Genomic DNA, 14,127 nt, shown 5'->3' on the forward strand with positions numbered 1-14,127 from the left:
ATACTTCAAATGAAATGGAAGTTATAAAAATACTCTTAGTCAGTAGTTGTAGGGGAAAACAAAGCCGGGTTATATTAATATTTGACTATCATTTAAAAAACTATATTTATATGGAGAGTTAATTTGAATAATACATATCGAGAACCTTATTTATAGCTTTAGCCACACCGTCATTATCACAATCATCAGTGACAAAAGAAGCAGCGGCTTTTGCTGCTGGTATGGCATTGGCCGTTGCAGCAGAAATACCTGCATATTTTAACATAGCAACGTCATTATCACCATCACCCAATACAAATATTTCATCCTTGGGTATATGCAGATAATTGGCAAGGCATTTTAAGCCAACAGCCTTATTAATGCCAGGAGGAGTAACATCAATAGTATAACCGGTGTTTTGTTGTAATTTTATGCTCTTGGCAAAATGTTCCTGCAAATATTTAATTATATCCGCGGGTAATTTAGTGTTACTGCGCAAAACTATTTGAGTAACGTTTTTAGTATAGGCTTTATAATTGTCGCCTACTTCCGTAACCTTAAAATTATCTATAGTATGGTAGCCGGAAAACATGTCCCAAGAAAAATGGGGGGTGAACCGTCCTGTCCCTATATACCAACTGCAATATACATGGTTTTCAATAAGAAAGGATAAGATCGCCGCAGTGGCTTCATTGTCAATATAATTTTCAGATATTAATTTATCTGTATAAGCATCACGGACCATTGCGCCGTTACAGGAAATGACAGGTACCTGCGCGCCTATTAGTTTACCAAAAAAAGCGGCGGCGAAATGCATTCGACCTGTCGCAATAGAAATATCAATGCCATGTTCACGGGCGGCATGGAAAGCTTTGATGTTGGTTTCACTTACTAATTTTTTCCCGTTTAATAATGTTCCGTCAAGATCGGTAACAATTAATTTTATTGGCATAATAAGATTTCATTCCTTTAAATTTTCTTAAAATACATATATAAACATGTTTGAGGTATAAACGTAATTTTTATGCTGTTATCTGCGGTTATTATAACTTATTTAATTGGTAAAATAAATAGGAAATATTTGCTCTGATACAGTATAATATATATTATACTATAGATGAATAAAAAGGCCGGTGGCATATTATGACCGGTAGTGTTGTTGATATCAGAAATATTATAATACTGGATGGATGAGGTTATGAAAAAAATTTTAACGATAGCCGGTTCTGATTGCAGCGGTGGAGCAGGTATTCAAGCAGATATAAAAACAATAACTACACATAGAATGTATGCTATGAGCGTCATAACCGCTTTGACCGCCCAAAATACTATTGGAGTGAGTGGCATTATGGAAGTCGATGCTGACTTTGTGGCTATGCAGATGGATGCGGTATTTTCTGACATATATCCCGATGCGGTAAAAATAGGGATGGTTGCCAATAGTGATATTATAAAAATAATCGCTAAGAAACTGGTGCAGTATAATGCAAAAAATATAGTAGTAGATCCTGTAATGGTTTCCACTTCGGGCAGCCGTCTTTTGGGCGAAGAAGCCGTGACAGCATTGAGGGAAGAGTTGCTGCCAATAGCTGCTCTTATAACCCCTAATATACCTGAAACTAAAATGTTATGCGGTATAGAGCCAACTTCTGAAGAAGAAATGGAACAGGCTGCAAAGAAAATTTTTACGCAAGTTTACCAAAATAACGGGCGTGATGGTGCGGTATTGGTAAAAGGCGGCCATTTAATAGACAGCGCTGTTGATGTATTGCGGGATCAATCGGTTACTTATGTGTACCATGGGTACAAAATAGATAACCAGAACACACATGGAACAGGATGCACGCTCTCTTCAGCTATAGCGTGTAATTTAGCAAACGGGTTAAATGTGTACGAAAGTGTAAAATATGCGAAAAAATATATAAACTTAGCATTGCAGGCTAAGATGAACTTGGGCGCAGGCAGTGGACCGTTAAATCACATGGCAGCTAATACGTGGATTTCAAAAGAAATTTTAGATTGAGTTCTTATTATTGAAATGGACGGTAACAATATGGTGCTGAAAAATATGTTAAAACGCGATAAATATGGCTATATAAGTTCGTCTATGCGGTTGCGCCAGATGCTGTCAGTATTACGTAAATATGATGCGGTACGCGGCATGAACCCAGTGCGCATGAGACTTATCCTTGAAGCACTGGGACCAACCTTTGTGAAATTAGGGCAGGTCATATCAATGCGTCCTGACTTTTTGCCTAATGAATATATATATGAATTGAGCAAACTAAGGACGAGAGCAAACCCGCTTCCCTTTGAAGTTATAAAAGAAGTAATTGAAAAAGAATATGCACAAAAATGGAGCAATGTTTTTAAACAGATTGATGAAAATGCATTGGGATCGGCCTCAATAGCGCAGGTTCATCGTGCTGTATTGAAAACAGGAGAAAAAGTCGTCATCAAAGTGCAAAGGCCAGGAATCTATGACATCATGACGCAGGATATCATGTTGCTCAAAAGGACAGTAGCCTTGCTGCAAATCTTTAGTAAATCACGTGATGTAGTGGATTTTACGGCGGTAGTTGATGAAATGTGGACAATTACCAAACAGGAAATGGATTTTATGATGGAGGCTGACCACATTGATGAATTTCGGCACCTGAACAGTGACGACACACATGTAGAATGTCCGCATGTCTATAGAAAATTGACTACGGCACGGATTCTTGTCATGGAGTATGTAGACGGGATACGCATTGATGAAATTGATAAATTAAAACAAGCCGGTTATAATGTAGAAACTTTAGGCCGTAATCTTGCTAAAAATTATATAAAACAGATTATAAAAGATGGATATTTCCATGCAGATCCGCATTCTGGCAATGTTTGGGTACGCGATGGAAAGATTGTTTGGCTAGATTTGGGGATGATGGGGCGGCTTTCGCAACAGGAAAGAAATGCATTAAAAAAAGCTATTTATGCGTTAGTACATAATGATACTTTTTCGATGAAATCAGCTATACTATCGTTAGGTATACCAAAAGGACGAATAGACCATATAAAATTATATGAAGATATAGATACCTTGATGCTGCGATATAGTGACCTGCGCTTTGAGGAACTTAATCTTGGCAGGTTGTCACATGACATAATAGCTGTTTTACGTCGACATAATATGGGAATTATACCGGGACTAAGCATGTTTGCAAGAGGTATTATGACTATTGATGGAATTATGCAGATTACTTGTCCTAATATAAATTTTGTAGATATACTTAAAGAACGGATGCAAAGTGATTTTTCTAAAGACTTCAACTGGCATAATGAATTGAAGAAAATGCGGCAGGAAGGGTATTCCTTGTTGTATCGTTCTATGCAGCTGCCTGAACAGATTTCAGATATGATCAAAATGACAATGAGTGGGCAGACAAAGGTAAATCTGGATCTTACAGGTTCTGAGGAACCATTGAAACGCATAGATAAAATGATAAATAAGCTTATTATTGGGATAATAAGTTCGGCACTTTTATTGGGTTCATCTATAATTTGCACGACTAATATGACACCCAAATTTTTGGAAATCCCGTTCTTAGGAATTTTAGGGTATCTGGCGGCACTTATTTTGTGTGCCCGACTATTGATAAGTATTTGGCGACATCGATAGTTACCTATTATGATGATTAATTGGTTTTAATTTTAATTAAAATAGATTGACGAATCTTCACTGGAGATAAAAAGATAATCATAATTTGCAGAGTATAATAATATTAGGTAACTTTTTGCATAGTTTTAGGGAGGGAATTTATTTGCGTGGAATACGCGGTGCAATAACTGTGGAAAAAAATGACAGCACAGAAGTTTGTAATGCAGTACAGGAAATGCTGAAAGAAATTATGTCTAAAAATGAACTTGCTACAAGCGATATAGGGGCTGCTATTTTTTCGGCAACAAATGATATAAATGCCATTTTTCCGGCAGCAGCGGCACGGAAAATGGAAGGTTGGGATTTAGTACCACTCTTTGATGCACAACAGCTGGAGATAGAAGGCAGTATTACCAAATGCGTCAGGGTATTGCTTTTGGTGGATACTGATAAACCCCAGAAGGAAATAAAACATATTTATTTGCGTCGGGCTAAGATGCTTAGACCGGATATAAAATAAGATTTAGTGTGAACCACTTTGAAGAGGATGAGCTTATTCAAAGTGGTTTTTTTATTTGTCTTTAATGATTGGTTGAAGTTCATTTATTTAATATAAATAAAGTTAATAAATAGTATTGCAATTATCATACTAGCATGGTAGTATACTTTATATAGAGATAAACTTTATAAATTATAAAATTATTAGTGAAATTGTTTGAATTTTTGATTTAATTGCAAAAAAATATAAATGGGGGTATAAAAATGCGATTTACTTTTCGGTGGTATGGAGAAAAGGACGATCAAATAACGTTGCAGCAAATTGGGCAAATACCGGGAATGGATGGTATCGTTGGAGCATTATTTGATATTCCTGTAGGGGAAGTATGGCCGCTTGAACCGTTGCTGAAAATGAAACAACAGGCCGAAAAAAATAATTTGTATTTTAAGGATATTGAAAGTATTAATGTACATGAAGATATAAAGTTAGGTTTACCGAGTCGAGACAAATATATAGAAAATTATATCATATCGTTACGAAATGCAGCAAAAGCCGGTGTAGAGGTTGTTTGTTATAATTTTATGCCGGTATTTGATTGGACACGCACCGATTTGGCGAAACCTTTATATGATGGTTCTACAGCCTTAGCATACGATTATCACCTTATTGCCGGTAAAAAACCACAAGATATGGTAAAGTCGATTTTAGGAAATAGCAATGGTTTTGTTTTACCTGGTTGGGAACCGGAACGTTTAGGAGAATTGACTGAATTATTTAAGCAGTATGATGGAATGGAGGAAGATGACCTAAGAAATAATCTGGAATATTTCTTGCGTGCTGTTATACCAGAAGCTGAAAAATGCGGGATAAAAATGGCAATACATCCTGATGATCCGCCTATTTCTGTTTTTGGTTTACCACGTATTGTCAAAAATGAAAAAGATTTGGATAAAATTGCCGATATGGTAGACAGTGAAAGTAATGGTTTTACTATTTGTACAGGTTCACTTGGTTCAAATCTTAAAAATGATATTCCGCATATTATACGTAAGCTTGGCAAGAAAAAGCGTGTTGCTTTTATGCACGTACGTAATGTACAAGTACATGAACCTTGGGTATTCAATGAAGTCGCCCATAAATCGAAAGAGGGATCTTTAGATATATTTGAAATTATGAAGGCTATATATGATATAGATTTTGATGGACCAATACGGCCTGACCATGGCCGCATGATTTGGAATGAAAAAGGGCGGCCTGGATATGGGTTGTTCGACAGAGCTCTTGGTGCAAATTATTTATGTGGTTTGTGGGATGCAATTAACCGTATATATGGTAAGAAATAAAGGAGGATTTGTATGCTGCGGTTGAATCGGGAAAATATAGCTTCAAATAAAATGCAATGGCATGAAGCGGGTATAAAGACATATAGTTTTTCTGATGCTGAAGTTATCAGGAAAACAAAAATGAAACCACAATGGCTGCATTTTGGGGGAGGAAATATATTTCGTGCATTTATAGCCCGCTTACAGCAGGAATTACTGGAAAAATCACTGGTATCGACAGGGATTATAGTAGCAACAACACATAATAAGGAAGTGATAACTAAATTATATCGACCTTATGATAATTTGAGTGTAGCAGTTACTATGCACGCAGATGGAACATTTACGAAAGAGGTTATCGGCGATATAACTGAATCGCTTATTTGTGATGCAAAAGAAAAGAAAGATTGGCAGCGTATGCAGGAGATTTTTACTGCACCCTCATTACAAATGGTCAGCTTTACCATTACCGAGAAAGCTTATAAATTAAAGGATTATAATGAAGCTTATTTTCCCGCGGTAGTTGAGGATATGAAAAACGGACCAGAAAATGTAAGCAGCCCGATGGGGTGCGTTACTTCTTTGTTATATTCACGCTATAAGGCTGGTGGTCAACCGGTAGCTCTTCTGAGCATGGATAATTGTTCACATAATGGTGACAAGCTGAAGGAAGCAGTAACAACTTTTGCTGAAAGCTGGATAAAAAATAATTTCCTTGATCCAGATTTTTTAGTATATATACAGAATGAAAATAGAGTAACGTTTCCTTGGAGCATGATTGATAAAATAACGCCGCAACCTTCTGCAAGAGTACGGCAGGATTTGCAAAAATGTGGTTTTCAGGATGCTGACCTAATTTCTACAGGGAAAAGTGAATCATCTTTGTTTGTAAATGCGGAAAAAACGGAATATCTTGTCATAGAAGATAAATTTCCCAACGGGCGTCCACCGTTAGAAAAAACAGGCGTTATCTTTGTAGATAGAGCTACAGTTGATAAGGTTGAACACATGAAAGTGTGTACCTGCCTTAATCCATTGCATACAACATTGGCGGTATATGGTTGCTTACTGGGGTATAAATCAATTGCGGACGAAATGAAGGATGCTGAACTTAAAAAACTTATTCAACTTATAGGGTATCAGGAAGGGTTGCCTGTTGTTGTAAATCCGAAAGTTTTAGATCCTAAGAAATTTATTGATGAAGTTATCGAAGAACGTTTTAGTAATCCTAATATACCTGATACACCGCAGCGTATAGCTTCGGATACATCGCAAAAGGTGGGTATCCGTTTTGGAGAAACAATAAAAGCTTATGGAGAAAATGCACGTAAACTAAAATATATACCACTGGCTATAGCAGGATGGTGTCGATACTTACTGGGGGTTGATGATAATGGGCATTCTTTTGTACCTAGTCCAGATCCGATGCTTGTATATTTGCAAAAAAATTTAACGAATATAAAATTGGGAGAACCTGCTACAGCAACTGGTAAATTAACAGAAATTTTGTCAAATAAAAATATTTTTGGCAGTAATCTTTATGAAGTTGGTTTAGGGCAAAAAGTGGAAGGTTATTTTAGTGAACTTATTGCAGGCGAAGGCGCGGTTAGAAATGTTTTGAAAAAATATGTTTAGTAAAGTTTGATTGGACAGGGTGTAATATAATCTGGTTCAAATATAGATGTTTATATATTGTGAGTATAATTATCTACTTAGGTACGTTAAATGTATTGTGAAAATTGTATGCAGCGATAGGAGGCAAAAATAATGTCGTTATTAAATGAAGATTTTTTATTGACAAGTACTGTGGCTAAGGAACTGTATCATAATTATGCTGAAAAAATGCCTATTATTGATTATCATTGCCATCTTAATCCCAAAGATATTTATGAAAATAAAAATTATCCTAATTTAACACGTATTTGGTTAAATGATGGATTATTTGGCGATCATTATAAATGGCGTTTGGAGAGAGCCAATGGGGTACCTGAAGATTTGATTACAGGTGATGGCGATGAGTATGAGAAGCTTTTAGCTTGGGCTGCGACTATTGAGAAAGCAATTGGCAATCCACTTTATGAATGGACAAATCTTGAATTAAAACGTTTCTTTAATATTGATGAGGCTTTTACTGTTAAAAATGCACCCAGTATATGGAAAAAAGCTAATGCTATGTTAGCAACTGGAGATTTTAAACCGCGAAATATTATAAAGAATGCGAATGTAAAAGTAATATGTACTACAGATGACCCCGCTTCAGATTTATATTATCATAAACTTTTGGCGCAAGAAGAGAAAAACTTTAAAGTCGTTCCAGCCATGCGGCCAGATCAATTATTAAACATTAATCATGGTGATTATAAAGGATATTTAGCTAAGCTGAGCACGGTTTCAGGAATAGCAATAGCTGATTTTGATTCCTTGGAAAAAGCCATAGAACAAAGAATTGTTTTTTTTGAATCATTAGGGGCCCGTTTGTCAGATCATGGTTTGAATAGTTATCATTATAAAAAAATAAATAAGGCAGAGCTTGATAAGATTATAGTGAAAGCATGCAATAATAATGCGGAATTAACTGACAAAGAAATTGCGGGGTACCAAACAGCATTATTAAAAGTGCTGATGAAATTGAATAAAAAATATGGATGGACAATGCAGTTTCATATTAATGTAATGCGAAATGCTAATCAATTAATGTTTCAGAAATTAGGTCCAGATACAGGATTTGATTCTATTGGTTCACAAGAAGATATAGCAGAAGAAGTAATAAAATTAATAAATGATGGTTTTAAAGATAATAACATACCACAAATAATACTTTATTCTACAAATCCTAATGATTGGATGAAATTAGCAACTGGTATGCAGAATTTTCAGGGAGGGTGCATCCAAAGATTGCAACTTGGCTGCGCATGGTGGTTTAATGACACACGCGAAGGAATGCGTAATCAGTTACAGATTATGGCACAGCAAAGCTTGTTAGGAAATTTTGTTGGAATGCTTACTGATTCGAGAAGTTTTCTCTCATACTCACGACATGAATATTTTCGGCGGGTCTTGTGTGATTTAGTAGGAGAATGGGTAAACAGAGGACAGGTGATAGATGATTGCGATTATTTAGGAAGCATTATTAAAGACATATCCTATAATAATGCATATAAATATTTCCATTTTTTTGATTAATATAATAATTGAAAGAAGTGAGAAAAATGAAGAAAGAGAATAACTGGGTATATCAAGCAAAACCTATAAACATAAGAAGAGGAATAGCTTATGGGTTAACTGATTTAATGGGTGGTGGATGGAATAATATTGTTTCAGGGGTCATTTTTGCATTTGTACTTAGTCAAGGAATTGGTCCTATACTTGCAGGTGCCATTACAGGAATAGGCAGGATTTTCGATGCTTTATTTTCGTTGTTCTTTGGCAGTATTACAGATAATTTTTATAGGACTAAATTGGGAAAACGCTTTGGTAGACGCCATTTTTTCATTTTGCTCGGAGGAATTATATTCGCTTTAATTTTTCCAGCATTCTGGATTAGATATGATGATTGGCGTTATTATCTAATTGTTTACATCGTAATTGAACTGGCGATTGCCATGATTCTTATTTCATGGGAAACGTTACCGACAGAAATGACTAATGACTATAAATTAAGAACGATTCTATCTGGTTCGCGAATGTTTATCTCGGCAACAGGTACAGCTATTGTTTTCATTGTTTTGGCAATACTGAAACATACGCAAAATCCAGATGCTTATTTGGTAACAGGTATTATTTGGACAATTATTTTTGTTGTTGCTATTTTTATATCGTATAGAAGTACTTGGGAAAGACCGCTTACTCCTGAATTTATTAAAGAGCTGGAAAATCGGCCTAAATTAACAATGGGGCAATTTATAAAACAGATGGTTGTTGACTTTTTTTCTACTTTTAAAAATAAGGCATTTCGTCAACACCTTTTCATTTATTTATTATCCTTTACAGGAAAAGATTTTTATTCGACTATGTTACCAGTATTTATTTTATCCTGTGTACAAGGCGTTGGAAGTGATCTGCCATGGACACTGCAGGCTTTATCTATATTTGGTATTTTGTCGACGTTAGCGGCTACTAAATTAATGATTACACGTGGACCGCGATACCTTTACGTTATGAGCTATACGACAATTATCATTACGATGATAGGCTATGTTTTAGTTTGGTTTATGGATATTTCTAATCCAGTTGAGATTTTGATCGTCATTTCAGTTTTTTATCAGTTGGCACGTGGAATTTTAGAATTTACACCATGGAATGTATTTCCTTTTATTCCTGACGTGGACAGGATTATGACGCGTGGCGATCGTGCAGGCATTTATGCTGCAGTTATGACTTTTTTCCGCAAATCAACAGGTGCAGTTGCATCCTGGGCTGCTGGCATTTTATTGGCAATGGTTGGTTTTGATTCTAAAACAATGCTTAATTTTGCATCGACCCCGCATGGAGTGCAAGTGGGTATATCGTTAATATTTTTTGTTGGACCAGTTGTTTTAATCTTGGTAGCATTAATTCTTTCCAGAAAATTTAAATTAAATAAACATACACATGAAATTCTTAAAAATGAATTGGCTCGTCTTGACGAAGGTGGCAGTAAAAAAGATGTGTCACCTGAAGCAAAGGAAGTAGCCGAAGAATTAACTGGTTGGTCATATGATAAGTTGTGGCCTAGTAAAGCTCGTATATAATGAAATAAAAATTGAGAAGATATAAATGAATATTCAAAAAATCCCGAAGATGTTTTATTTAAAATGATTTTCGGGATTTTTTGGATTTCATTATGAAGAAATTAAATAATTGGATAGAAAAATCTGTAAAAAATTTTAATATGATAAAATAAAATTATTGCTTAAAGAAACAGTAAAGGAACGTATAGGATAAAATTTTTGATTGGCGTGTATAAACATATACCATATTCGTGTAATATGTTTAATAAACTTGACTAAATTGAAAGCAATCATATAATATGTTCTAGAGAGTAAGTGCGAATAACGACATATAACGTAGTAAAATATAGTTTTAGGACTTGGAAATAATACATATTAATGGAGTAATTTAATGATAGATTTGACAATATCAAAAGCAGAAGGAAAAGAATCAGTTAGGGAATATGCATATCGTATTTTAAGAGAGAACATATTGAATTTAACATTGCTGCCGGGGACTGCTATATCAGAACAGGAAATTTCTGATACTTTGGCAATAAGCCGTACTCCTGTACGGGAAGCGTTTATCCGCTTGGCACAGGAAAGTCTGTTGGAAATACGGCCACAGCGCGGTTCATATGTTTCCAAGATTGATACAGGACAAATTGCGGAATTCCGTTTTTTACGTGTTACAATGGAGCAGGCCGTTGTTCGGTTGGCATGCAGGCATTTTCCCGATGAATTCAAGGAAAAGTTGTCTGACTGCCTAGAAAAACAGTGCTTTTGCGTAAAGCGTAGAAACTATGAGCAGTTCTTCAAGCTTGATAATATGATGCATGATATTATATTTACAGGCTGTGAAAAACCGCATATATGGAAAATTATCCAGGAAGCAAATTTGAATTATATTCGGGCCCGCGTGATTGATTTGTCCTTTAAACAAGACGAGATAGAAGTTTTATTCAGTCAACATAGCGATATTGTCAAAGCTATAATGGAATCAGATGAAAAGTTGGGATATGCTACGATAACTAAACATGTCAATAAAGTCATAAGCGATGTTGATGAATTGCAGAGAAAGTATACAGAGCTTTTTAAATAAAAAAGGTGCGTTTATTATAGTGTTGTTAATAAACGCACCTTCTTTGTTCTATTGTCGTAGGACGTGTAGTAAAATATCGCCATTTTGTCTCAACCAAAGTCGATGGTTTTTGAATAACGGATCATATTGTTCAACTACCTGCCAAAATTTTGCTGAGTGGTTCATTTGCAGTAAGTGGGCAGCTTCATGGATTACAAGATAATCAATGATGGGAATGGGTGCCATCATAATACGCCAATTATAATTTATATTATGGCGGCTAGAGCAGCTCCCCCAGCGGCTCCTTTGGTCACGTATGGATATGCGGGCAACGGTTACCTGCATTTTATTTGCCCAAAACGAAGTTCTTTGGGAAAGGTAAAGTTTTGCTTGTTCTTTATACCAAGGAATAAAAATATCCTTTAAAGGCAGGAAGAGATCATTTTGGCAATTGACAATAATTTTTTTCTCGCAGATTTTTACAGAAGGAAGGGTATCTGCAAAACGACGTTCTATATAGAAGGTTTCACCTTTATAGACTATGTAATTATCATTGATAGGGGCATCGTGTGAAAGTTTTTCATAAGCTTGGTCTTTTTTCGTTATCCAGTTGGCATAACGATGCAGAATTTTGTAGGTTTCTTCGGTAGAAATTCCTGGCGGGGTTTTTATCAAAATATTGCCACGTGTTTTTAGCGCTATTGATATTGTCTTCCTTTTTTGACGCTCCTGAGTGAATGCAAATAATTTATTACCTATTTGTATATAAGGCATACTGGATATCACCTTTTCAATGAAATTATTATCGATAGTACGATTTATTTTAAATATATGTAATTTATTAGAAACCTTATGACATTATAATAAAGTTGTTTTTTATTTTTGACAATATGCTATAATAATATTATATAATTATATTGGTAATATTATCTTTAAATAAGCCGTGCATATTTGTTTGGAAGACACAATGGAAGGCTGAATAGATTTTACTCATGGGGGGTAAGACTTGTGAATTATGTCATATTAGGCGCTGGCGGGACGGGTGGCTGCATAGGCGGATTTTTAGCTGCGGCAGGTAAAAATGTTGTATTTATTGCCCGTGGTCGTCATTTACAGGCAATGCAAGAAAAAGGGTTGACCATACATTCAGACAAAAAAGGCGAAATGCACTTAAAAAATATAAAGGCAATGGGTACTGACGAATATAAAAGCAAAGCCGATGTTATTTTTGTGAGTGTTAAAGGCTATTCGCTTGATGATATCGTTCCGTTTTTGAAAAAAGCGGCGGACAGACATACTATTATTATTCCAATATTGAATATTTTTGGAACAGGAAAAGCTCTGGCTGAAAAATTACCGGGGAAAAATGTCTTGGAAGGATGCATTTACATTGTGGCTTGGATCTCTGCACCAGGAGAAATAACACAAAGAAGTGATATCTTTCGAGTTGTTTATGGAACGCGCGGAGAAACTGCACTGCGTCCTCAACTTGACCAGATTGCTGCTGATCTATTATCTGCCGGTATCGCACCTGTTGTTTCGCAGAATATAGCTGAAGATACATATAGAAAGTTTACATTTGTTTCGCCGATGGCAGCAGTAGGTGCTTATTACGATATTACGGCGCAGGCAATGCAAAAACAGGGAGAAAAACGTGATGCTTTTGCGGCTGCGGTAAAAGAAGTAATCGAAGTGGGCAAGGCAATGGGTTTGAATTTGGACAGTGGACTTTTTGACAAAAATTTAGCTATTATGGATGCGCTTACACCAGAGACAACGGCATCTATGCAGAAAGATTTGAAAAAGGGCGGTAAATCGGAACTAGATGGTTTGGTCTTTGAAGTTGTGCGTATGGCCGAAAAATTTGGTGTTGCCGTTCCCATTTATACCCAAATCGCCAAAAAGTTTGGTTTTGAAAAGTGAATAATTGAGAAGTGTGGCTGGCATACGCGGTCACATTTTCTTTTTACTGAGTGAAAAGATAGATGCATTATAAGAAATCTGCTGAAGTATTATGGCTGGCAGGAGGAAAACAAGCAAGTGGATATAGTAATTTTATTTGTGATCGGTATAGGCGTTGGCGCTTTTGGCACTCTTGTAGGCATAGGCGGCGGTCTTATAATGATTCCTCTTTTTGTGTTGGTAATGACAGGCAGGGCAGATGCTCCGCCTAGTTTTTTCAACACCTTTCATACGGTATCTCAGGCAGTTGGGACGTCGCTGTTTGGCGTATTTTTGAATACCTTTTCAGGTACAGTGGCTTATATCCGGCAAAAAAAAGTTTATTTTGATGCTGCACTGCCCTTTGCTGTGGCAACTTTACCGGGAGCGTTTATTGGCAGCTATGTAGATGAGTATTTTACAGGAAATGCTTTTAATATCCTTTTTGGCGCGATGCTCATGGTTTTATCAGTGGTAATGTATTGGAAATCATCAGCGGCAAAGGCTAAAGCAGAATATTTTAACCAGCAGGATTTTAAATATTCTAAAAAAATTGGTATCTTTATAAGTATATTTGTAGGATTTTTGTCTAGCATACTGGGAATTGGTGGTGGTGTCGTACATGTGCCCTTGATGATATATGTACTATCTTTTCCGCCGCATGTTGCTACGGCTACATCTCATTTTATATTGGCGGTCTCCTCCTTCGCAGGAACTGTGTCCCATGTACTGTTGGGGCATGTTGTTTGGAAACCAGCTATTGCTATTGGCGGGGGAGCCGCAGTTGGCGCACAGCTGGGAGCTGTAATTTCACGAAAGACAAAACCGCGGATAATCGTTATTTTACTTTCTGTAGTGATGTGTGCACTCGGTTTAAAATTAATTTTTATGGCTGGCATTAAATGAACATATTAAAAAATCAATGATATAAAATAGGCATAAAACGCTTTCAAAACGTTTTATGCCTATTCTTGTTT

General features: G+C 36.0%; 12 protein-coding genes. 10 read left to right on the forward strand and 2 right to left on the reverse strand.

What is annotated here, in order from left to right:
- Window positions 1-118: 118 nt before the first annotated feature.
- Window positions 119-931: an HAD family hydrolase gene (locus EDC37_RS01235; protein WP_132547116.1), complete on the reverse strand. Its 813-nt coding sequence runs from the start codon at window positions 929-931 to the stop codon at window positions 119-121.
- Between the two features lie 246 nt (window positions 932-1,177).
- Here EDC37_RS01235 and thiD point away from each other — a divergent pair, with 246 nt between their 5' ends.
- The 8 genes from thiD to EDC37_RS01275 all read left to right on the forward strand — a co-directional run bounded on the left by thiD (window position 1,178) and on the right by EDC37_RS01275 (window position 11,230).
- On the forward strand, window positions 1,178-2,002 hold the full coding sequence (gene thiD / locus EDC37_RS01240; protein ID WP_231040058.1) for a bifunctional hydroxymethylpyrimidine kinase/phosphomethylpyrimidine kinase: 825 nt from the start codon (window positions 1,178-1,180) through the stop codon (window positions 2,000-2,002).
- Between the two features lie 45 nt (window positions 2,003-2,047).
- Window positions 2,048-3,640: an ABC1 kinase family protein gene (locus tag EDC37_RS01245; RefSeq protein WP_132547120.1), complete on the forward strand. Its 1,593-nt coding sequence runs from the start codon at window positions 2,048-2,050 to the stop codon at window positions 3,638-3,640.
- A 142-nt stretch (window positions 3,641-3,782) separates the two neighbouring features.
- Window positions 3,783-4,139 carry a chorismate mutase gene (gene aroH / locus EDC37_RS01250; protein ID WP_132547122.1) on the forward strand — a complete coding sequence of 119 codons (357 nt, stop codon included), beginning with the start codon at window positions 3,783-3,785 and terminating at the stop codon, window positions 4,137-4,139.
- Between the two features lie 242 nt (window positions 4,140-4,381).
- Window positions 4,382-5,461, forward strand: a complete 1,080-nt coding sequence (gene uxuA, locus EDC37_RS01255) for a mannonate dehydratase (RefSeq protein WP_132547124.1) — start codon at window positions 4,382-4,384, stop codon at window positions 5,459-5,461.
- A 12-nt stretch (window positions 5,462-5,473) separates the two neighbouring features.
- Window positions 5,474-7,075 (forward strand): mannitol dehydrogenase family protein, encoded by a 1,602-nt coding sequence (locus EDC37_RS01260; protein ID WP_132547126.1) that lies wholly within the window; start codon window positions 5,474-5,476, stop codon window positions 7,073-7,075.
- Between the two features lie 132 nt (window positions 7,076-7,207).
- Entirely contained in the window at window positions 7,208-8,623 is a 1,416-nt protein-coding gene (gene uxaC / locus EDC37_RS01265; RefSeq protein WP_132547128.1) for a glucuronate isomerase, read from the forward strand.
- A 26-nt stretch (window positions 8,624-8,649) separates the two neighbouring features.
- Window positions 8,650-10,170, forward strand: coding sequence for an MFS transporter (locus tag EDC37_RS01270; RefSeq protein ID WP_132547130.1), 1,521 nt, complete (start codon window positions 8,650-8,652; stop codon window positions 10,168-10,170).
- A 370-nt stretch (window positions 10,171-10,540) separates the two neighbouring features.
- Complete coding sequence (locus EDC37_RS01275) at window positions 10,541-11,230, forward strand: GntR family transcriptional regulator (RefSeq protein WP_132547132.1); 690 nt, start codon at window positions 10,541-10,543, stop codon at window positions 11,228-11,230.
- 48 nt (window positions 11,231-11,278) lie between these two features.
- Here the strand turns inward: EDC37_RS01275 and EDC37_RS01280 are convergent, their stop codons facing one another.
- Window positions 11,279-11,983 carry a M48 family metallopeptidase gene (locus EDC37_RS01280; RefSeq protein ID WP_132547134.1) on the reverse strand — a complete coding sequence of 235 codons (705 nt, stop codon included), beginning with the start codon at window positions 11,981-11,983 and terminating at the stop codon, window positions 11,279-11,281.
- Window positions 11,984-12,217: 234 nt separating this feature from the next.
- Between EDC37_RS01280 and EDC37_RS01285 the strand changes: the two genes are divergently transcribed.
- Entirely contained in the window at window positions 12,218-13,132 is a 915-nt protein-coding gene (locus EDC37_RS01285; protein WP_132547136.1) for a ketopantoate reductase family protein, read from the forward strand.
- Between the two features lie 117 nt (window positions 13,133-13,249).
- Window positions 13,250-14,056, forward strand: coding sequence for a sulfite exporter TauE/SafE family protein (locus EDC37_RS01290; RefSeq protein WP_132547138.1), 807 nt, complete (start codon window positions 13,250-13,252; stop codon window positions 14,054-14,056).
- Window positions 14,057-14,127: the final 71 nt, after the last annotated feature.

Origin of the sequence: Pectinatus cerevisiiphilus (assembly GCF_004341685.1) — a bacterium.
Classification (GTDB): domain Bacteria; phylum Bacillota; class Negativicutes; order Selenomonadales; family Selenomonadaceae; genus Pectinatus; species Pectinatus cerevisiiphilus.

What these genes read in the sequence shown, in the direction of transcription:
- EDC37_RS01235 (WP_132547116.1), bottom strand. Translation starts at nt 931, where the DNA reads ATGCCAATAAAATTAATTGTTACCGATCTTGACGGAACATTATTAAAC.
- thiD (WP_231040058.1), top strand. Translation starts at nt 1,178, where the DNA reads ATGAAAAAAATTTTAACGATAGCCGGTTCTGATTGCAGCGGTGGAGCA.
- EDC37_RS01245 (WP_132547120.1), top strand. Translation starts at nt 2,048, where the DNA reads ATGTTAAAACGCGATAAATATGGCTATATAAGTTCGTCTATGCGGTTG.
- uxuA (WP_132547124.1), top strand. Translation starts at nt 4,382, where the DNA reads ATGCGATTTACTTTTCGGTGGTATGGAGAAAAGGACGATCAAATAACG.
- EDC37_RS01260 (WP_132547126.1), top strand. Translation starts at nt 5,474, where the DNA reads ATGCTGCGGTTGAATCGGGAAAATATAGCTTCAAATAAAATGCAATGG.
- uxaC (WP_132547128.1), top strand. Translation starts at nt 7,208, where the DNA reads ATGTCGTTATTAAATGAAGATTTTTTATTGACAAGTACTGTGGCTAAG.
- EDC37_RS01270 (WP_132547130.1), top strand. Translation starts at nt 8,650, where the DNA reads ATGAAGAAAGAGAATAACTGGGTATATCAAGCAAAACCTATAAACATA.
- EDC37_RS01275 (WP_132547132.1), top strand. Translation starts at nt 10,541, where the DNA reads ATGATAGATTTGACAATATCAAAAGCAGAAGGAAAAGAATCAGTTAGG.
- EDC37_RS01280 (WP_132547134.1), bottom strand. Translation starts at nt 11,983, where the DNA reads ATGCCTTATATACAAATAGGTAATAAATTATTTGCATTCACTCAGGAG.